Raw genomic sequence first — 19,888 nt, forward strand, 5'->3', positions numbered from 1 at the left:
CATGAGCTTCGCGTCCCGCTTGTGGATCGCATCGCGCTTGAGCATCGTCAGAACTCCCCCGTCCGGTCGGTGCGGATGCGTTCGAGCAGGAGCAGCGCCACCGCGCACACCACCATCAAGATCGTCGAAAGGGCCATCGCCTGGCCGTAGTTGAGCTCGCCGGCGCGCCCGAGGAGCCGGGCCACGGCGACCGGCAGGGTCGGGTTGTCGGGCCGGGCGATGAAGACCGTCGCGCCGAACTCGCCGAGCGACACGGCGAAGGCGAACCCGGCCGCGATCAGCAGGGCCCGGCGCACCATCGGCAGATCGACCTCGCGCCACACCCGCCATGGCGATGCTCCGAGCACGGCCGCCGCCTCACGCAGCCGTACGTCCACGGCCCTCAGGACGGGCAGCATGGTGCGTACGACGAAGGGGACGCCGACCAGCGCCTGGGCGAGCGGCACCAGGATCCAGCTGCTCCTCAGGTCCAGCGGCGGCTCGTCGAGCGCGATCAGGAAACCGAAGCCGACGGTCACCGCGGACACGCCGAGCGGGAGCATGAGCAACGCGTCGAAGCCCCGTACGAGACGGCCGGCGTCACGGCGGGTGAGCGCGGCGGCCGCGAGACCGCCGATCAGCAGGGCGAGGGCGGTGGCGGCGAGGGCGTACCGGAGTGAATTGCCGACGGCATCGATGGGCGGAACGAGGAAGACGCCGCTCTCATCGCTGGTCAGCGCCTTGTAGTACGCGAATCCGGGGATGTCCAGCGAGCGTTGGACCAGCACCGCCAGTGGCAGTACGAGCAGTACAGCGGCGGTGCCGAGGACGGCGGCGAGCAGCGTCCACTGCCCGGCGCCGCGCGGCCGTCGCGCGGTCACGGAGGCGTCGACCAGGCGCAGAGCCGTCTCCCGGCGGCGTACCGTCCACGCGTGGACCGCGAGAACCGCCCCCACGGCCACGAACTGGATCATGGTGAGCACCGCAGCCGTGGAGAGGTCGAAGATCTCCGAGGTCTGCCGGTAGATCTCGACTTCGAGGGTGGCGAAGGTGGGACCGCCGAGGATCTGCACCACACCGAAGGAGGTGAAGGTGAAGAGGAAGACCATCAGCGCGGCGGCGGCCACGGCCGGGCCCAGCGCGGGCAGCGTGACCTTGCGCCAGGCAGCGAGCCGTGAGGCGCCGAGGACCCGCGCGGCCTCCTCCTGACGCGGGTCGAGTTGCGACCAGAGGCCGCCGACCGTGCGTACGACGACGGCGTAGTTGAAGAAGACGTGCGCGAGCAGGATGGCCCAGACGGTGGTGTCGAGGCGTACACCCCACAGCTCGTCGAGGAGTCCACCGCGCCCGACCAACGCCAGGAAGGCAGTCCCGACGACGACCGTCGGCAGCACGAACGGGACGGTGATGACAGCCCGCAGCACCTGCTTGCCCCTGAAATCGAAGCGCGCGAAGACGTATGCGCCGGGGAGCGCGATCAGCAGTGTGAGAGCGGTCGAGACAAGCGCCTGCCAGGTCGTGAACCACAGGACATGCCGGATGTCGGACTGGGCGAGCACCTCACCGACCCGCCCCAACTGCCAGGCCCCGTCGACCTTGAGGCCACGGGCCACGATCGCGGCGACGGGGTAGGCGAAGAAGAGCGCGAAGAACACGACGGGCACGACCAACAGGGCGAACCGCGCCGCGCTCTTCCCGGGAGCCGGTGTCCTGGGGCGTCCGGCCCTTACTTCAGTACGAGCGACGTCCACGACTTGACCCACTGGTCACGGTTCTTGGCGATCTCCTTGGGCGCCATGACCTCGGAGTCCTCCGCCGGGGCGCCGTACTTCGTGAACTCCTCGGGGATCTGCGCGTCCTCGCGCATCGGGTACACGAACATGTTGAGCGGCATGTCGGCCTGGAACTTCTTCGAGATGAGGAAGTCGATGAGGGCCTTGCCGCCCTTGGCGTTCTTGGCGTTGCTGAGCAGTCCCGCGTACTCGATCTGCCGGAAGCAGGTGCCGTAGGCGACGCCGGTCGGTGCGGTGTCCGGCTTGGGGTCGGCGAAGACGACCTCGGCGGGCGGAGAGGAGGCGTAGGAGACGACGAGTGGCCGGTCCCCCTTCGCCTTCTTGCCGCCGGCGGACCCGGAGAACTCCTCGTTGTAGGCCTGCTCCCAGCCGTCGACGACCTTCACGCCGTTGGCCTTGAGCTTCTTCCAGTAGTCCTGCCAACCGTCGTCGCCGTATTTTGCCGCGGTGCCCAGCAGGAAGCCGAGGCCGGGCGAGGAGGTGGAGGCGTTCTCGGTGACGAGGAGGTCCTTGTACTCGGGCTTGACGAGGTCGTCGAAGGACTCCGGCGGGGTCAGGGCCTTCTCTTCGAAGTAGGCCTTGTCGTAGTTGACGCAGATGTCGCCGAAGTCGATGGGCGTGACCCGCTTCTTCTGCTGGTCGATCCGGTACTCCGGGGGCAGCAGATCGGAGTCCTTGGCCTCGTACGACTGGAACAGGTCGTTGTCGAACGCCCGGGACAGCAGGGTGTTGTCGACGCCGAAGAGGACATCGCCCTGCGGGTTGTCCTTGGTGAGGATCGCCTTGTTGAGGGCCTGGCCTGCGTCCCCGTCCTTGAGGACCTTCACCCGGTAGCCGGACTGCTTCTCGAAGTCGCTGATCACGCTCTTGGACGCGGCCCACGAGTCATGGCTGACGAGGGTGACGGTCTTGGACTCCGAGGCCCCTTCCCCGTCCCCGGAGCCGGACGACGTGCAAGCGGACAGCGTGACCAGACCGAGCCCGACGGCCACGGCCACGAACTTCTTGGTGGTGCTCACTGGATCCCTCCTGGGGATGACCAGAAGAGACGCGGCCCTGCCCGGCACTCTCGGAGAACTCCCGAGGCTCCCGGGCAGGGCGCAACAGCTGGCTCGAGTGAAGACCGAACTTCCTACCCAGAATGACCTGGGCGAGGTTCAGAGGGTCTGCGGCCGTGCCGCACTCTCAGCGCTGTGGCGCTCCCCTGTCGGATTTTGCAGGTATGAAGGTGTGTACGAAGGTCAGAGTACCGCCTGATCCACCCGTTCCCACCGCTCGGCGGACGCTGTGATCAGCCCGTGCCCTGACTCCTGTCAGCGCTCGGTGGCCGCAAGCTGCCCGCAGGCCCCGTCGATCTCCTGTCCACGGGTGTCCCGGACGGTGACCGGCACCCCGTGCGCGGCGATCGCCTCGACGAACGCCTTCTCGTCCTCGGGCCGCGAGGCGGTCCACTTGGAGCCGGGCGTCGGGTTCAGCGGGATCAGGTTGACGTGCACGGGCTTGCCCTTGAGCAGCCGCCCGAGCCGGTCGCCGCGCCACGCCTGGTCGTTGATGTCCCGGATCAGCGCGTACTCGATGGACAGCCGGCGCCCGGACCTGGCTACGTACTCCCATCCGGCGTCGAGGACTTCTCGCACCTTCCAGCGGGTGTTGACGGGTACGAGGGTGTCGCGCAGTTCGTCGTCCGGGGCGTGCAGCGAGATGGCGAGCCGGCACTTGAAGCCCTCGTCGGCAAAGCGGTGGATGGCGGGGACCAGTCCGACGGTCGATACGGTGATGCCGCGCTGCGACAGCCCGAGGCCGTCCGGCTCGGGGTCGGTGAGTGCCCGTATCGCCCCGACGACGCGCTTGTAGTTGGCGAGGGGCTCTCCCATGCCCATGAAGACGATGTTGCTGAGCCGCGCCGGCCCACCGGGGATCTCGCCGTCCCTGAGGGCCCGCATGCCGTCGACGATCTGGTGCACGATCTCGGCGGTCGACAGATTCCGGTCGAGCCCGGCCTGTCCGGTGGCGCAGAAGGGGCAGTTCATGCCGCAGCCCGCCTGCGAGCTGATGCACATGGTGACCCGGTCCGGGTAGCGCATCAGCACGGACTCGACGAGCGTCCCGTCGAACATTCGCCACAGGGTCTTACGGGTCGTGTCCTGGTCGGTCGACAGATGCCGCACGACCGTCATCAGCTCGGGCAGCAGCGCCTCTTGAAGCTTGCCGCGCGAACCGGCGGGGATGTCGGTCCACTGCTCCGGATCGTGCGCGTACCGCGCGAAGTAGTGCTGCGAGAGCTGCTTGGCACGAAACGGCTTCTCACCGATCGCGGCAACGGCTTCCTTGCGCTCGGCGGGCGAGAGATCGGCAAGGTGCCGCGGCGGCTTCTTGGCTCCGCGGGGGGCGACGAATACGAGTTCTCCGGGCTTAGGCATGGCCATACAAGTGTCGCAGACATACGAAGAGGGGCTCGCCACCTGTGGACAACGAGCCCCTCACGTATGAACGTGCAGGTAAAAGCGGCGCTGCACAAAGGTCACCCGGAGCCGACGAAGATCACCATCAGCAGCCAGACCACTGGCGCCGTAGGCAGCAGCGAATCCAGTCGGTCCATGATGCCGCCGTGCCCCGGCAGTAGCGTCCCCATGTCCTTGATGCCCAGGTCCCGCTTGATCATGGACTCGCCGAGGTCGCCGAGGGTGGCGGTGACCGCCACCGCGAAGCCCATGAGCAGGCCCTGCCACCAGGTGCCGTCCTCGATCAGGAACTGCATGAACAGTGCGCCGGCCGCCATGGCGAAGGTGACCGCGCCGAGCAGGCCCTCGCGGGTCTTGCCGGGGCTGATGCGCGGGGCGAGCTTGTGCTTGCCGAAGCGCCAGCCGATGGCGTACGCGCCCGTGTCACTCACCACGGCCAGCGCCAGAAACGTGAGGACCCGCCGCGCGCCGTCGTCGGCGGTGAGCATCATCGCCACGAACGTGGCCAGGAACGGGATGTAGAAGGCCGCGAAAACGCCCGCTGTGACGTCCTTGAGGTAGCCCTCGGGTGGTTCCGTCATGCGCCAGACGAGTACGGCGAGAGCGGTGAGCGCCATCGCCACCCAGGCGCCCTCGGCCCCCCGCACGTATCCGGCGACGACCATCGCCGCACCGCCGAGCGCGAGCGGCACAAGAGGCGCCTTGATGCTCTTGCGCTCCTGGAGCCGCGAGGTCAGTTCCCACAGGCCGACCACGACGGCGACAACTATGACGCCGACGAAGACGGCCTTGACGACGAACAGCGACACGACGATCACCGCACCGAGCGCGACGCCGACCCCTATGGCAGCACCCAGGTCGCGGCCCGCGTTCTTCTTCTGCGGTGCGGACGCCGGCTGTGGGGCGCTGGACATGGGCTCCTGCTGCTGGGGCTGGGGCTGGTGCTGCGACGGAGCCCGGTGCGGCGGCGTCTCGTCGCGGAACAGGGGGCCACCCGCCGAGGCGGCCCCCCGGTCGTCATCCTGGTCTCCGCCATGCGCGGGTACGTCGGGCACGATGGGCATGGGGCGAGTCTGCTGGGCGTTGTGCGCGTCGTACGCGGGACCCGCCGGGGCAGCGCCCTGGGCAGGCCCCTGGTCGGGCGGCCCCCAGTACCCGGCTTGTGGCGGCGCCCCCCAGGAAGAGTCGTTCATCAGACCTCGAGCAGCTCTGATTCCTTGTGCTTGAGCAGCTCGTCCACCTGGGCGACGTACTTCGCGGTGGTGTCGTCGAGCTCCTTCTCCGCACGGCGGCCCTCGTCCTCGCCGACCTCGCCATCCTTGATCATCTTGTCGATGGCGTCCTTGGCCTTTCGGCGGACGGACCGGATCGAGACCTTGGCGTCCTCGCCCTTGGTCTTGGCGACCTTGATGTAGTCCCTGCGGCGCTCCTCGGTCAGCTCGGGAAACACCACCCGAATGATATTGCCGTCGTTGCTCGGGTTGACGCCCAGGTCGGAGTCGCGGATCGCCTGCTCAATGTTGCGCAGCGCGCTCTTGTCGAACGGGGTCACCACGGCCATACGCGGTTCCGGCACCGAGAACGAGGCCAGCTGGTTGATCGGCGTCAGTGCGCCGTAGTAGTCGGCCACGATCTTGTTGAACATCGCCGGGTGCGCACGACCGGTGCGGATCGCGGCGAAGTCCTCCTTGGCGACCACGACGGCCTTCTCCATCTTCTCCTCGGCCTCGAGGAGGGTCTCTTCGATCACCACTTGCTCCTGCGTGTCTTGAGTAGGCCCGGCAGCTGTTCCTGGTCGGGGTCGGCAGCCGGCTGCGTCGCGTCTTATTACTGCACGGTTCCCGACCGGCAGGACATTGTCCATCCCCCGGTCAGGGTCCGTCCTCCTGGCAGGGACTGCCCCTGTCAGGCCCGGCTGCCCTGATCACCCACGAGAGTGCCGATCTTCTCACCCTTGACGGCGCGCGCGATATTGCCCTCCGCCAGAAGCTCGAAGACCAGGATGGGCAGCTTGTTGTCCCGGCAGAGCGTGATGGCTGTCATGTCGGCGACCTTCAGGTCGCGGGTGATGACCTCGCCGTAGCTGAGCGAGTCGAACTTGACGGCCTCGGAGTTGGTCTTCGGGTCGGAGTCGTAGACCCCGTCCACACCGTTCTTGCCCATCAGCAGGGCTTCGGCGTCGATCTCCAGGGCGCGCTGGGCGGCGGTGGTGTCGGTGGAGAAGTACGGCATTCCCATACCGGCGCCGAAGATGACCACGCGGCCCTTCTCCAGATGGCGTACGGCACGCAGCGGGATGTACGGCTCCGCGACCTGCCCCATGGTGATGGCGGTCTGCACACGCGAGTCGATGCCCTCCTTCTCCAGGAAGTCCTGGAGGGCGAGGCAGTTCATGACCGTACCGAGCATGCCCATGTAGTCGGAGCGGGCCCGGTCCATGCCGCGCTGCTGCAACTCGGCACCGCGGAAGAAGTTGCCGCCGCCGATGACGACGGCGATCTGGGCACCACCGCGGACAACTGCGGCCACCTCGCGGGCGATTTTGTGCACCACGTCGGGGTCGACGCCCAGTCCCCCGCCACCGGCGAACGCCTCACCGGAAAGCTTCAGCAGAAAGCGCCCCGCGCCTTTGCCGTGATCGCTCTTGTCGTCCTTGTCGGCCTTGGTGGTGGTCATGGAGATCTCGCCTCTTTTACGTGTCGCACATGCGAAGAAGGCCATTGCCGGTGGGGTGTTCTCATCCCATGCGCGGCAATGGCCTCCTCGTCAGATCTGCTGTCGTCCGTCACGCACGCGCGCGTGCCCACGTGCGAGGACGACTGCTGTCGACCCTAGCGGGCTCGCGCGTGTATCGCGGTACGGACTCAGATGCCGACCTTGATGCGCACGAAGCGCTTCAGGGTGACACCGGCCTCGTCCAGGACCTTCTGGACGGACTTCTTCTGGTCGAGCGCGTACGGCTGGCCGAGGAGCGTGGCGTCCTTGAAGAAGGCGTTGACGCGACCCTCGACGATCTTCGGCAGGGCGGCCTCGGGCTTGCCCTCGGCACGCGTGGTCTCCTCGGCGACCCGGCGCTCGCTCTCGATGACCTCGGCCGGAACGTCCTCACGGGAGAGGTACTTGGGCGCGAAGGCGGCGATGTGCTGGGCGATGCCCTTGGCGGTCTCGGCGTCCGGCTTGTCCAGCTCGACGAGGACACCGATCTGCGGGGGCAGGTCGGGCATGGTGCGGTGCATGTACGCGCTGACGTACTCGCCGGAGAACTGGGCGAAGCGGTCCAGGACGATCTTCTCGCCCAGGTTGGCGTTGGCCTCGTCGACGTACGCCTGAACCGTCTTGCCGGGCTCGATCTCGGAGGCGAGCAGCGCCTCGAGGTCGGCCGGGGAAGTGGCGGCGACGTGCGCGGCGAGCGCGTTCGCGGCGGCCTGGAACTTCTCGCCCTTGGCGACGAAGTCCGTCTCGCACTTGAGCTCGACGAGGACACCGGAGGTGTTGTCGTCGGCGATCAGGGAGACGACGGCGCCGTTCTCGGCGGAGCGGCCCTCGCGCTTGGCGACGCCCTTCTGGCCCTTGATGCGCAGGGCCTCGACGGCCTTGTCGACGTTGCCGTCGGCCTCGTCGAGCGCCTTCTTGCAGTCCATCATGCCGGCGCCGGTGAGCTCGCGGAGCTTCTTGACGTCGGCGGCGGTGTAGTTCGCCATGATCAGTGAATCTCTTCTCGGAGTTCGAAGTCTCGAAGTCGGCGTCCGCCGCTGATCGGGCGGGCGTCCACCGAAGATCTACGGTCTACGGGTGAACGGCGGGCGGCGCGCTGGCGCCGCCCGCCGTCACTTGAGCCGTGACGCTGGAGCCAGGCCTACGACGCGGGGGTCAAGGCCTGCGACGCCGGGGTCAGGCCTGCTCGGCCTCAGCCGGCTTCTCGGCCTCGGCGGCGGGGGCCTCAGCGGCAGCCTCGGCGGGGGCTTCGGCAGCAGCCTCGGCGGGGGCCTCAGCAGCGGCAGGGGCCTCAGCAGCGGCGGGGGCCGGCGCCTCGGTGGTGGCGGTGGCCTCCTCGGCCTTCTTCTCGCCACCCTCGAGCAGGTCGCGCTCCCACTCGGCGAGAGGCTCGCCGGCGGCCTTCTCACCCTTGGCCTCGGCGGCGGCACCGGAGCGGGCGATGAGGCCCTCGGCGACGGCGTCGGCGATCACTCGGGTGAGCAGGGTGACGGAGCGGATCGCGTCGTCGTTGCCCGGGATCTTGTAGTCGACCTCGTCGGGGTCGCAGTTGGTGTCGAGGATGGCGACGACCGGGATGTTGAGCTTCCGGGCCTCGCCGACCGCGATGTGCTCCTTCTTGGTGTCCACGATCCAGACGGCGCTGGGCACCTTCTGCATCTCGCGGATACCGCCGAGGGTCTTCTCCAGCTTGGCCTTCTCGCGGGAGAGGACCAGCAGCTCCTTCTTGGTGAGGCCGGAGGCGGCCACATCCTCGAAGTCGATCTGCTCGAGCTCCTTCAGGCGCTGCAGGCGCTTGTAGACGGTCGAGAAGTTGGTGAGCATGCCGCCCAGCCAGCGCTGGTTGACGTAAGGCATGCCGACGCGGGTGGCCTGCTCGGCGATGGCCTCCTGCGCCTGCTTCTTCGTGCCGACGAACATGACCGTGCCGCCGTGGGCGACGGTCTCCTTGACGAACTCGTAGGCGCGGTCGATGTACGACAGCGACTGGAGCAGGTCGATGATGTAGATGCCGTTGCGCTCGGTGAAGATGAATCGCTTCATCTTCGGGTTCCAACGGCGGGTCTGGTGACCGAAGTGGACGCCGCTTTCCAGCAGCTCCCGCATCGTGACGACGGCCATGGCCGTACTCCTTGGTGTTCTCGGTTGTGCCGCGAGTGCCGGACGGCACTCGCGCCTGACGCCCGCAATGCGCCTGCCACTAGGGACCGAGGGGCGCTGACACCGGCTTTTGGTGGCCCGGTGTCGGGGCGTGCGAAGTCGACCCGGTGACCCGGATCGCCACCAGAAGTGTACGGGACACGCGAGGCACCGGGTGACGCCGCTGTCCACAACCGCCCAGTACTCCACAGATCCTGGCCATGATCCACTTTTGCCCGCGGATCGCGGGAGCGTTCTCGCATGCGAGCAGATCGATGTCAACGAGTTCGACGATGTCAGCGGTGTCTTCGTACGTGGTCGGCCGTGCTGTTGGGCCTGACGATGATCGCCCTCGGCATCGCCTTACCCGCGGCCGAGGCAGCGGTCCCCGAAGGCGCGGACGGTCCGCCAGCGCCGGGAGCCGATGGGTCGCCGGTCCCGGCGGTGCCGGGAGCCGATGCCCCGGTCCCGGCTGTCGGACGCGCCTGGCCGGTGGGAGTACGCCCGCCGGTGACCCGCAGCTGGGATCCGCCGGCGACGGAGTACGGCCGGGGTCACCGCGGCGTGGACCTCGCGGCGCCACCGGGCACGCCCGTCCGCGCCATCGCCCCAGGCCATGTCTCCTTCGCGGGCAGGGTCGCGGGCCGCGGAGTCGTCTCGATCGAGCTCGGCAGCACCGGCGATCCCCCCTTGCGCATCACATACGAACCGGTGCGCGCGACAGCGAAGAAGGGAGACGAGGTAGCACCGGGCGACATCGTCGGTGTCGTGGAACCCACGGGCTCCCACTGCCAGGCATCCTGCCTGCACTGGGGCCTACTTCGAGCCGACACCTACCTGGACCCGCTCTCCCTGCTACCTCCGGGTCTACTCCGCCGCGGCCCTTCACGCCTGCTGCCGGTCATCGGCGTACCGGAGGGACCACCGACGTAGGGAGCAGTGCGGCGTGGCTTGGCGTCGCGTCCAGTCGACCGTACTGCCGCAGAGGCGGAGGGGGAGGGTGGGAAGCCCGGAAGAGCCAACTCACCCTCCAATCAAGCGAACTCAGCCTCCAACCAACCAAGAAGGGCCTCAGCCCCGCACCCCCCGCAACGCCATCGCCACAGCGGCATCGGTGATGGCGTCCGGATCCTCGGCCGCGCCCAGCTCGATGCGCCGTACGGCAGCGTCCACGATGCCCTGGAGGAGCATGGCGGCCATGCGGGGCTGGTCGTGGCCCATGTCCCCGAGCGCTTCCACGATCATGGCGACGAGGCCGCCGTGCGCGGCGCGGATCTTTTCGCGCGCGCCCGCGTCGAGTTCGCTCGCGGAGATGGCGACGACGGCCCGGTGCCGCCGGTCGCCGACCAGGGCGAGCTGCTGGCGGACATACGCCTCGACCTTGCCCTCGGGCGTCTCGGCCTGCGACATCGCCGCCTCGACCTCGGCCGCCCATACCGGGAAGTCGACCGCGCAGAGTTCTTCGACCACGGCCGCCCGCGACCGGAAGTACTCATAGACGGAAGACCGCGCGAGTCCCGTGCGCTCGGCAAGCGCGGGGAACGTCAGCGCCTCAGTCCCACCCTGCGACAGCAATGATCGTGCCGCGTCCAACAGGGCGGCTCGCTGCATCGACCGGTGCTCGGCCACGGAGGCCGCTCGAATCCTTGGCACGCCTCCACTGTACGGATGGACCACCCGCGCCGGGAGTCACTCCGCATGACGGGGTCTGATCAGGACTCCTCGGCCGGGGATGGCCCAGGCCGCCCCGACCGAAGGGAGCGGAGAGGAGCAGGGGCCGCGATTCAGCCACGCCGACGGAGGCCGGCGGAGGCCGACGGCTGTCAGCCACCGTCAGCAGCGAACAGCAGCGAACAGCAGCGGTCAGCAGCCGTCAGCGTCCGAAGCTCGCCAGCTTCGCCCGCAGTTGGAGCACCGACTTCGTGTGGATCTGGCTGACCCGACTCTCGGTCACCCCGAGTACGTTGCCGATCTCGGCGAGCGTGAGGCCCTCGTAGTAGTACAGCGTGACCACAGTCTTCTCGCGCTCGGGCAGCGTGTTGATGGCCCGGGCGAGAAATCGCCGCAGCTCGCGGTCCTCTGCGACCTCCACCGGGTTGTCGGCCGCGGTGTCCTCGAGCGTGTCCATCAGGCTCAGCCGGTCACCGCTCTCGCCGCCGACGTGCAGCAGTTCCTCGAGAGCCACCACGTTTGCCAGCGACAACTGGCTGAATACGGCGTGGAGTTCGTCCACCCCGATGCCCAGTTCGTCGGCCACCTCACCCTCCGACGGACTGCGCCGCAGCCGGGCCTCCAGTGTCGCATAGGCTCGCTCGACGTTGCGCGCCTTCTGCCGCACGGACCGCGGAATCCAGTCCAGCGCCCGCAGTTCGTCGATCATCGCGCCCCGGATCCGGGTGATCGCGTACGTCTCGAACTTGATCTCCCTGTCGATGTCGAACTTCTCGATCGCGTCGATCAGACCGAACACCCCGGAGGAGACGAAGTCCGCCTGCTCCACATTGGGCGGCAGCCCCACACTCACCCGGCCCGCGACGTATTTCACCAGCGGCGAGTAGTGGAGGATCAGCTGCTCGCGCAGCCGCTCGTCGCCCGTCGCCTTGTACGACCTCCACAACTCGTCGAGCGTCGAGGGCGCGGGCGGCCGCACGTCGCCGCGGGCAGCGGGGGGAACAGCCGCCCTGTCTGACCCGGAGGTGTGCTGGGGCATTCGTCGTCTTGTGCCGTTCTGCCGTGAACAGGCGGTGCCTGAGTGAGCTGTCGGTCGAAGTCGAGGTGCTTGTCTGGATTGCTCGGCTGAGTTGTTCGTCTGGGTTGCCTGGTTGCTTGTCTGAGTCGGAATCCTCGTGAGCGTAGCGTGACTGGAGAGTCGCAGTGAGCGAAGAGCGGGGGATCCACTATGCGCAGATACGTTCCGCTGGGCGCCCCCAGGGTCACGTCCGTCGCCGTACGTGACCACCGGGAGGCACCAACTGCGGGAACTGCCAGGGACATCGGGGTGTCGCCCGGACGGAGGAACACGCTGGGTCAGCATCGCCCCCGATCCGGGTGGACGGGGATCATCGCCTCGCGTGTCAACTTCCAGCCGTCGCCGTGTCGTTCGACGTAGCCAAGTGACCGGAGTTCGTACAGCCTGCCGACCGCGTCGTCCGGCGTCGTCCCGGCACCTCTGGCGATCTCCTCGGCCGGCGCGGTCCCTCGGGCGGGCAGGGCGGCAAGCACTCGGCGGGCGTCCGGGTCCAGGAGGTCCCGCGGCAGCACCGGCCCGCGCCGGTCCGGCGCCAGGTCGCCCATGTCGCCGACCAGCTCGGCGATCTCGGCGGCGTCGGTGACGAGTACCGCGTCTCCGCGCAGCAGTTCGTGCACACCGGCCGAGAGCCCACTGGTGGCGGGGCCCGGCACTCCTATCGTGTAGCGCCCCAACCGCTGTGCGGCACGCGCGGTCACCAGGGCCCCGCTGCGGTAGGCCGCCTCGACGACCACCGTGCCGCGGGTCAGCGCCGCGATGACCCTGTTGCGGAGGATGAATCTGCTCGCTGTCGGGTGATCACCGGGTGGCAACTCGCCGACGACCAGGCCCTGTTCCGCGATCCTGGTGATCAACTGGGTGTGTCCGCGCGGGTACGGCTGGTCGACCCCGCAGGCGAGCACGGCGACGGTGGCTCCGCCGGCCCCGAGCGCACCGCGATGCGCCGCGCCGTCGACTCCGTACGCGCCCCCTGACACCACGACCCAGCCCCGCTCCGCGAGCCCCGCGCCGAGGATGGCCGCCATATGGGCGCCGTACTCGGTGCAGGCCCGGGCGCCCACGACCGCGACGGACCGCAGCGCCCATATCCGCAGGTTGGGCCGCCCTCGCACCCACAGTCCGATGGGCCGTGCGTCCCCCAGGTCGTCGAGTTGCGCCGACCACTCGGGGTCCCCTGGACACACGAACCGCATCCCGACATCCCGCGCCGCCGCCAGGTCCCGCTCCGGATCCGCCCGCTGTGCCCTGGCCCGCAGGCCCGCCCACCGTTTGTCCGTCACCCCCGGCAGCTGTTCCCCTTGTCCGAAGAGGCGGCGCACCACCTCGTCGGGTCCGAGCCGCCGGAGCCAGCGCCCGCAGACCTCGTCCCCGGGCTCGATGACGCGGGCGAGGAAAACCCGGTGGAGCCTCTCTTCGCCCCTGATCACCCGGTCGCCGTCCCCGCTCCTGCCCTCGTTGTCCGCGCTCACGCGCTCATCACCCCGCTCACGACATGGCTCCGATCGCCATGGGCACTCCCCGCGGCACCCCTGTGCGCAGTTGCAGGGCGAGGGCGACGTCCGTGGCCTCGGGCCGGTCGTGGCCGACGAGGTCCGCGACGGTCCAGGCCACGCGCAGGACGCGATCTAGGCCGCGGGCGGTGAGGAGGCCGCGCTCCAGGCACCGTTCGGCTTCGTCCATGGCACCGATCGACGCGTACCACCGGCTGCGTAGTTCGCTTCCGGGGACCTCGCTGTTCGTCCGCCAAGGTGTGTCTGTCAGGCGGGCGACCGCGCGCTCCCTGGCCGCTCGTACCCGCTCGGCGACTGTCGAGGTGGATTCGCCCCGCATGCCTGCGTCGATCAACGCCGAGCGCGTGACGCGGTCCACCTCGACCCTCAGGTCGACCCGGTCGAGCAGCGGACCGGAGAGCCTGGCCTGGTACCGGCGGATCATCGGAGTAGAGCACTCGCACGAGCTACCCGCCTGCGGCAGCTGCGAGAAGCGGCCACAGGGGCATGGATTCGCCGCGAGCACCATCAGGAATCTCGCCGGGAAGCGCACGACACCTGCGGTGCGCGCGATCACGATGTGTCCGGCCTCCAAAGGCTGGCGCAGCGCGTCCAGCGCCCGGCTGCTGAATTCTGGGGTTTCGTCCAGAAAAAGAACCCCGCGGTGTGACAGCGACACCGCGCCGGGTCGTGCGATTCCCTGGCCGCCACCGACCAGGGACTGCATCGTCGCCGAGTGGTGGGGCGCGCAGTAGGGCGGGAGGTCGATGAGCGGATTCCCCGGAGGGAGCAGGCCCGCGACGGAGTGGACCGCCGTGACCTCAAGGGAATCCTCCCTGCCCAGCCGCGGCAGGATGGCAGGCAGCCGCTCGGCGAGCATCGTCTTGCCTGCACCTGGCGGGCCTTCCAGGAACAGATGGTGTCCGCCGGCCGCGGCGATCTCCACCGCCGTCCGCGCCGAGGTCTGGCCGACGACATCGGCGAGGTCATGGTCATGATCGTGCTGGGCGGCGCCCATGCTGTGCATGCCGGATGCGGCGTGTGTACCCGGCATGCGCAGACCCGCGAGGAGCGGGTCGGGGCGCCCCTGTTCGTCCGCTTCCTCTTCGGGCACGGGCTCGTCCGTGAGGACGGCGATCAGCTGGCGCAGGCTGCGGACGCCGAGCACCGAGACGCCGGGCACCAACGAAGCCTCGGCAGCGGCGCACTCGGGCACCACCACTTGTTCGTATCCGGCGTCCGCCGCCGCCAGTACCGCGGGCAGCACGCCCCGTACCGGCCGCACCCGGCCGTCCAGGCCCAGCTCCCCGATCATCACGATGTCGGTGAGAACCCGTGGGTCGATCCGCTCGGAGGCTCCCAGTACGGCGCAAGCGACCGCAAGATCGAACCCACTGCCGCCCTTCGGCACCGACGCCGGGCTGAGTCCCACCGTGAGCTTCTTCTGGGGCCACTCGCCGCCGGAGTTGACCACGGCCGCCCTGACTCGGTCACGGCTCTCGGTCAGGCTCTTGTCAGGCAGCCCCACCAGCGTGAACGCCGCGATCCCCGGCTCCAGGTCCGCCTGGACCTCGACGACGACGCCCTCCACGCCGACCAGCGCCACCGAGCAGGTACGGGCGAAACCCATCAGGCCACCCCCCGAACATGCTCGACGACGGGCGCGCCGCGGTCGGGGAGGAGGACGCCGACGACATCGATCCGTACGCCGCCGGGTGGCGCCCCTCCGTGTTCCTGCACCCAGCGCTCGGCCAGGCCTCGCAGTCGCGCCGCCTTGAGGGGCGTAATGGCGGCCATCGGGTGCTCGAAGGCACCGGCCCGGCGGGTCTTGACCTCGCAGACGACCACCGCATCGCCGTCCCGGGCCACGATGTCGATCTCACCGGTCCTGCCACAGCGCCAGTTGCGCTCCAGGACCGTCATCCCGGCCTCGCCCAGCCGCCGCGCGGCCAGGTCTTCGCCGTACTGGCCGAGCGCGCCGCGTGCATTGCGTGCGTTCATGTCGGCACCACCTCCGGCGCCAACGATGAGGGCAGCTCAGCAAGCTATTGGATCTTGGTGGACACCCCTGGACTTGTGGACAAAGCCGCCACTCCTGCGGGTGATCAGCGGCCGCCGGTGCCTCCAGGTCAGCGGCCGCCGACAGCTCCGGGTCAGCCGCTCGGCAGCTCCAGGTCGCTCTTGTTCAGCTCCTCAATGTTCACGTCCTTGAACGTGAGTACCCGGACCTGCTTCACGAAACGAGCAGGCCGGTACATGTCCCACACCCAGGCATCCGCCATGGACACCTCGAAAAACACCTCACCCTGAACCGAGTGGACCTGCATCTCATAGTCGTTGGTGAGGTAGAAGCGCCGCTCGGTCTCGATCACGTATTTGAACAGACCGACGACATCGCGGTACTCCCGGTAGAGCTTCAGCTCCATCTCGGTCTCGTACTTCTCGAGGTCCTCGGCGCTCATGGCATGTTCCCCTTCAGCCTTCGTCCCCCCTATTGTGCGCCAGTCCCGCGAGCCCCTAGACGATTTCGGTGTCCAGGATCTCGGGCCTGGCCGGGGGCCCCTCGTCGAGCAGCCTGCGCAGCAGCCCGGCGAGTCTGGTCGGATACACCGTCTCATGTGCCTGGAGTAGTTCCTGGCACGTCCACCAGCGTGCTCCGGCGACACTGCGCCGTTCCAGCTCGGTCAGGCCCAGGGCCTCGGTCGCCGTCTGACTCGTACGGGCCAGGTAGTACCACTCGTCCTGGTCCCAGCGGCGCCCCGCGAACGGGAAGGAGCACGTCCGCCGCCACAGCACCGGACCGAGCTCGACGTCGGTGATGCCGGTCTCCTCCGCGAGTTCCCGCAATGCGGCTTCCTCGCGCGTCTCCTCGCCTTCCACGCCGCCGCCCGGAGTGAACCACCAGTTGTCCGACGGATCCCCGGGCTCGTGGCCGTGCAGCAGCAGGATGCGGTCCCGCGGATCGAGAAGCACCACCCGCGCGACTCTCCGCAGCTCACCGAGCCCCTCCCGTCCCTCGGGCGGCAGCTCACCGAGACCCTGAGGCACCTCAGCCGGCAAGGGCCCGCTCCTTGGCCGGCGTACCGCTCCGCCGCCGCGCCGCCCGCTTGGCGATCGGCCCGTACGCGGCCCCGCCGAGGACGAGCGCCGCGCCCGCCACGATCACGGCGAGGACCAGCCTCAGGGGCCCGGGCTGGGAAATGCCGCCCAGAGTCTCGAAGCCGGTGGCACGGTCCAGAATCCCGTTCATGGGCCACACGACCGCATCGACCCGCGCGTCCACCGAGCCGCGCGGCACCGAACCGTTGCCGGCCTCCGTGAGATGGGCGGTCGAGTCGAGGGAGCCGCTGCGCTCGTCACCGAGCAGGAAGAGCCGGCCCTCGGGAACCGTGACGGTCGGGATCTTGCTCGCCCGGGCCTCGGAGCCCTTGGCCAGATACGATTCGTCGATCTGCTTGCCGTTGACGGTCAGCTTTCCGTCCGTGCAGCAGGCGACCGTGTCGCCGCCGACCGCGACGACCCGCTTGACCATGGGGACGTTGCCCCAGCTGGCCTGCTTGAAGACGACGACGTCGCCGCGCTGCACCTCACTGCCGTCGATCCGCTCGGCGAGGATCCGGTCGCCGGCCGCGATGGTGGGCGACATCGAGGCCGTCGGCACGGTGTAGGGCTGGTAGACGACAGCGCCCCACGCGAACCCTCCGAGGAAGAGCACACAGCCGAGGGCCACGGCCAGCCCCGACAGCACGCTGCCGAGCCGTCCCTGGCCCTCGTCCGTACGACGTGACTGGCTCATCCCAGTGCTCCCCCAACCCGGAGAATCGACCCCGGGGCGCTCGTTGTGGCCCCGGAAGATCGGCGATCTGGGACGGCACCCTACCTGGCGGTACCCCGCCCAGAAACCCCGGTGTTTTCGGCGGTGATCCGGCGCCTGCGCCACAACACCAGGGGCACCGCGCCCGCGAGGCCGAGTGCGCCGGGAGCCGCGGCACTGAGTCCCTGGTCGAAGGTTTCCGGCACCGGCAGCGTGGACCAGCGGGTGGGCGGCCAGGCGACCACGATGGCGCGGCCCACGACGTTGTCCACAGGGACGAAGCCGTCGTTGTCGTCCTGCTGGTGGTAGCGGGAGTCCAGCGAGTTCTGCCGGTGGTCACCCATGACCCAGATTTTGCCCGGGGGTACCGTCTTCTTGAACTGGCCGCCCGAGTCGTCGTTGCTGCACGGCGTGTTCCCTGGGTACACGTAAGGCTCGTCCAGCTCCTTGCCGTTGACCCTCAGCGGCCCGGTGCCCTTGCACTCGACGGTGTCCCCGGCGACCGCGACGACCCGTTTGATGAGGTCCTTCTCGTCGGCGGACGGCATCAGGCCGATCCAGCTGAGGGCCGTCTGGACCGCGTTCGGATTCGGGGCCGGTTCGCCCGCCAGCCAGCCGTCGGGATCGTGGAAGACGACGACCTCGCCGCGCTCGGGCTCGGAGCCGAACCACGGGGTGAGCTTGTCGACCAGGACTCGGTCACCCTGCTGAAGGGTGTTCTGCATCGAGTCCGAGGGGATCGAGAACGCCTGCACCAGGAAGGTCTTGATCAGCAGCGCGAGGACCAGCGCGATACCGATCAGGAGCGGGAGCTCCTTCCAGAAGGACCGCTGCTTCTTCGGCTTCGGGGTGTCCCCGCCGCCCTGTTCGTCCCCGTCATCGCCGTCTCCGGCTCCGGCTCCGGCTCCGGAACCGGAGACACCCCCGGAGAGCACGACGTCTTCAGTGGCCGGGGGGGCCGTCTTCTCGGGTCGCTCCGGTTTGTCCTCCGGACCCTCGTGTCCGGACCGTGCTCCGACCGCCAAATCCCCCACATCCACTCCTCACTCCGTGCCACCGGCCGCGCCCGATGCGGCGCAGGCCCACCACTCCCATAACGAGCGGGAGTTCCGCAGGGCTCGGGAGCGGGATCAATCCGTATCGATCCGCATTGGCCAGCCTATGCGACGCGCCGAGGGCGGTGGTCGACCCGCCGGGCGCGTCGGGCACGGACACATAGGTGTCCTGTTCTTCCAGGCCTCGCCAGTGGCCGATGGGCCAGGCGATGACCATGGCGCGGCCGACGACCTCCTCCTCGGAAACGGTGCCTTTGTAGGCCTCGGTGCGGTGGAAACGGGAGTCGGCGGAGTTGTCCCGGTGGTCGCCCATGACCCACAGACGGCCCGCGGGCACCTTCACCTCGAACGGGATCGAGGAGGGTTTGTTGCCGGGATGGATGTAAGCCTCATTGAGAGGCATGCCGTTGACGGTGACGCGTCCCTGGGCGTCGCAGCACTTGACGGTGTCACCGCCGACCGCGACGACCCGCTTGATCAGGTCCCGTTCGTTCTCGGAGGGCAGCAGGCCGATGAAGGTCAGCACCTGCTTGACCTGCTTGACGACGATGGGATCCTCGTTCTTCGCGATCGGCTGCTCGTCCTCGAGCCATCCCCCGGGGTCCTTGAAGACGACGACGTCGCCGCGTGTGGGCTTGGAGCCGAACCACGGGGTGAGCTTGTCGACCAGGACGCGGTCGCCGATCCGGATCGTCTGCTCCATGGAGCCCGACGGGATCACGAAGGCCTGGACGAGGAAGGTCTTCAGGACGAGGGCTATGAGCAGGGCGACACCTATGAGGAGCGGTATCTCCTTGATCGCCGAGCGTTGCCTGCGCCGCTTGACCTTGCGGGCGAGCTTGCGCCGCTCGGCCCGGCCGGGGCCTACGCGGCCACTGGTGGGCCGGTATCCGGTGGGCAGCCGGGTGTCGACGCGGTGGCTTCCGCGCGGTCGTCCTCGGTTACCCATGCGCACCGACCGTTGTGTTCAGCTCGTTCGCCTCCGGGTCGGGCACGCGCGCGTAGACATCGGCGGGGTCCAGGCGGGTCCAGTGTTCCGTGGGCCAGGCGATCCAGTCGGCTCTGCCGATCACGTCACCGACGGGGACCATGCCTCCGCCCGGTGAGCCCAGATGGTCGCGGGAGTCGCTGGAGTCGCCGCGGTGGTCTCCGAGGACGAACAGGGTGCCGTCCGGCACAACGACGTCGAAGGGCACTTCGGACGGCTTGTTCCCCGGGTACAGAAACGTCGATTCGTCGACCGACCGGCCGTTCACCTCGATCCTCCCCTGCCTGTCGCAGCAGACCACATGGTCTCCCCCCACACCGACGACTCGTTTGATGTAGTCGGCGGTACCGAAATGGCCGGTGCCGTCGAACACGACGACGTCGCCGCGGTTCGGCTCGGCACCAAAACGGTACGCCAACCTATTTACGAGAACGCGGTCCCCGATCCTCAATCCTGGCTCCATCGAACCACTGGGAATTTGGAACGGCTGCATCACAAACCGACTCAAAAGCAGCAGAAAAACCAAGCAGAAGAGCAGAGTGAGGCTGATGCGACCACCGGGAAGCCAGTCGGCGGTCCAGGACACCAATGAGAAACGCGACCGTCCTTCCGTCCCCTCTGTGGCCGAGATCTCCTCGGTTTCGGAAGGGCGGGAGGAGCGGTCGCGCTCCGTCGACTGTGCTTCGGCGTCCATCGGGCCAGAT

At 68.7% G+C, this 19,888-nt stretch carries 20 protein-coding genes; 1 reads left to right on the forward strand and 19 read right to left on the reverse strand.

Annotated features, from left to right (window positions below; genetic code table 11):
• Window positions 1–47: 47 nt before the first annotated feature.
• The 8 genes from ABD357_RS42540 to rpsB form a co-directional block, all read right to left on the reverse strand.
• A complete protein-coding gene (locus ABD357_RS42540; RefSeq protein ID WP_344396980.1) occupies window positions 48–1,730 on the reverse strand; it encodes an ABC transporter permease in 1,683 nt (560 codons plus the stop codon).
• Window positions 1,706–2,791 (reverse strand): thiamine ABC transporter substrate-binding protein, encoded by a 1,086-nt coding sequence (locus tag ABD357_RS42545; protein WP_344396981.1) that lies wholly within the window; start codon window positions 2,789–2,791, stop codon window positions 1,706–1,708. Before ABD357_RS42545 ends, ABD357_RS42540 begins: the two co-directional genes overlap by 25 nt.
• A gap of 294 nt (window positions 2,792–3,085) precedes the next feature.
• On the reverse strand, window positions 3,086–4,192 hold the full coding sequence (gene rlmN, locus ABD357_RS42550; protein ID WP_344396982.1) for a dual-specificity RNA methyltransferase RlmN: 1,107 nt from the start codon (window positions 4,190–4,192) through the stop codon (window positions 3,086–3,088).
• Between the two features lie 101 nt (window positions 4,193–4,293).
• Entirely contained in the window at window positions 4,294–5,427 is a 1,134-nt protein-coding gene (locus ABD357_RS42555) for a phosphatidate cytidylyltransferase (protein WP_344396985.1), read from the reverse strand.
• Window positions 5,427–5,984, reverse strand: a complete 558-nt coding sequence (frr, locus tag ABD357_RS42560) for a ribosome recycling factor (protein WP_033321128.1) — start codon at window positions 5,982–5,984, stop codon at window positions 5,427–5,429. The genes ABD357_RS42555 and frr overlap by 1 nt, the downstream gene beginning before the upstream one ends.
• Window positions 5,985–6,139: 155 nt before the next feature.
• Window positions 6,140–6,910, reverse strand: a complete 771-nt coding sequence (gene pyrH / locus ABD357_RS42565) for a UMP kinase (RefSeq protein WP_328768351.1) — start codon at window positions 6,908–6,910, stop codon at window positions 6,140–6,142.
• A gap of 188 nt (window positions 6,911–7,098) precedes the next feature.
• Complete coding sequence (gene tsf, locus ABD357_RS42570) at window positions 7,099–7,935, reverse strand: translation elongation factor Ts (RefSeq protein WP_344396986.1); 837 nt, start codon at window positions 7,933–7,935, stop codon at window positions 7,099–7,101.
• 190 nt (window positions 7,936–8,125) lie between these two features.
• On the reverse strand, window positions 8,126–9,070 hold the full coding sequence (gene rpsB, locus ABD357_RS42575; protein WP_344396987.1) for a 30S ribosomal protein S2: 945 nt from the start codon (window positions 9,068–9,070) through the stop codon (window positions 8,126–8,128).
• 360 nt (window positions 9,071–9,430) lie between these two features.
• Here rpsB and ABD357_RS42580 point away from each other — a divergent pair, with 360 nt between their 5' ends.
• Complete coding sequence (locus ABD357_RS42580) at window positions 9,431–10,021, forward strand: M23 family metallopeptidase (RefSeq protein ID WP_425585252.1); 591 nt, start codon at window positions 9,431–9,433, stop codon at window positions 10,019–10,021.
• Between the two features lie 138 nt (window positions 10,022–10,159).
• On the opposite strand, the gene ABD357_RS42585 is transcribed toward ABD357_RS42580, so the two are convergent.
• From ABD357_RS42585 to lepB (ABD357_RS42635), 11 genes are all read right to left on the reverse strand, one after another.
• Window positions 10,160–10,717, reverse strand: a complete 558-nt coding sequence (locus tag ABD357_RS42585; RefSeq protein WP_344397618.1) for a TetR/AcrR family transcriptional regulator — start codon at window positions 10,715–10,717, stop codon at window positions 10,160–10,162.
• 244 nt (window positions 10,718–10,961) lie between these two features.
• Window positions 10,962–11,798, reverse strand: coding sequence for an RNA polymerase sigma factor WhiG (gene whiG / locus ABD357_RS42590; protein ID WP_344396991.1), 837 nt, complete (start codon window positions 11,796–11,798; stop codon window positions 10,962–10,964).
• Between the two features lie 317 nt (window positions 11,799–12,115).
• On the reverse strand, window positions 12,116–13,306 hold the full coding sequence (gene dprA, locus ABD357_RS42595; RefSeq protein WP_425585238.1) for a DNA-processing protein DprA: 1,191 nt from the start codon (window positions 13,304–13,306) through the stop codon (window positions 12,116–12,118).
• A gap of 16 nt (window positions 13,307–13,322) precedes the next feature.
• Entirely contained in the window at window positions 13,323–14,957 is a 1,635-nt protein-coding gene (locus tag ABD357_RS42600) for a YifB family Mg chelatase-like AAA ATPase (RefSeq protein WP_344396993.1), read from the reverse strand.
• Window positions 14,957–15,328 (reverse strand): YraN family protein, encoded by a 372-nt coding sequence (locus tag ABD357_RS42605; RefSeq protein ID WP_344396994.1) that lies wholly within the window; start codon window positions 15,326–15,328, stop codon window positions 14,957–14,959. The genes ABD357_RS42600 and ABD357_RS42605 overlap by 1 nt, the downstream gene beginning before the upstream one ends.
• A 152-nt stretch (window positions 15,329–15,480) precedes the next feature.
• On the reverse strand, window positions 15,481–15,789 hold the full coding sequence (locus ABD357_RS42610) for a DUF2469 domain-containing protein (protein WP_003993268.1): 309 nt from the start codon (window positions 15,787–15,789) through the stop codon (window positions 15,481–15,483).
• A 55-nt stretch (window positions 15,790–15,844) separates the two neighbouring features.
• A complete protein-coding gene (locus ABD357_RS42615) occupies window positions 15,845–16,375 on the reverse strand; it encodes an NUDIX hydrolase (protein ID WP_425585254.1) in 531 nt (176 codons plus the stop codon).
• 1 nt (window position 16,376) lies between these two features.
• Window positions 16,377–17,123, reverse strand: coding sequence for a signal peptidase I (gene lepB / locus ABD357_RS42620; protein ID WP_344396995.1), 747 nt, complete (start codon window positions 17,121–17,123; stop codon window positions 16,377–16,379).
• An 80-nt stretch (window positions 17,124–17,203) separates the two neighbouring features.
• Window positions 17,204–18,175 carry a signal peptidase I gene (gene lepB / locus ABD357_RS42625; protein WP_344396996.1) on the reverse strand — a complete coding sequence of 324 codons (972 nt, stop codon included), beginning with the start codon at window positions 18,173–18,175 and terminating at the stop codon, window positions 17,204–17,206.
• A complete protein-coding gene (gene lepB / locus ABD357_RS42630; RefSeq protein WP_344396998.1) occupies window positions 18,084–19,145 on the reverse strand; it encodes a signal peptidase I in 1,062 nt (353 codons plus the stop codon). Before lepB (ABD357_RS42630) ends, lepB (ABD357_RS42625) begins: the two co-directional genes overlap by 92 nt.
• Window positions 19,138–19,878: a signal peptidase I gene (lepB, locus tag ABD357_RS42635; protein ID WP_344396999.1), complete on the reverse strand. Its 741-nt coding sequence runs from the start codon at window positions 19,876–19,878 to the stop codon at window positions 19,138–19,140. The genes lepB (ABD357_RS42630) and lepB (ABD357_RS42635) overlap by 8 nt, the downstream gene beginning before the upstream one ends.
• Window positions 19,879–19,888: the final 10 nt, after the last annotated feature.

This window comes from Streptomyces vastus (assembly GCF_039532825.1).
Lineage (GTDB): Bacteria > Actinomycetota > Actinomycetes > Streptomycetales > Streptomycetaceae > Streptomyces > Streptomyces vastus.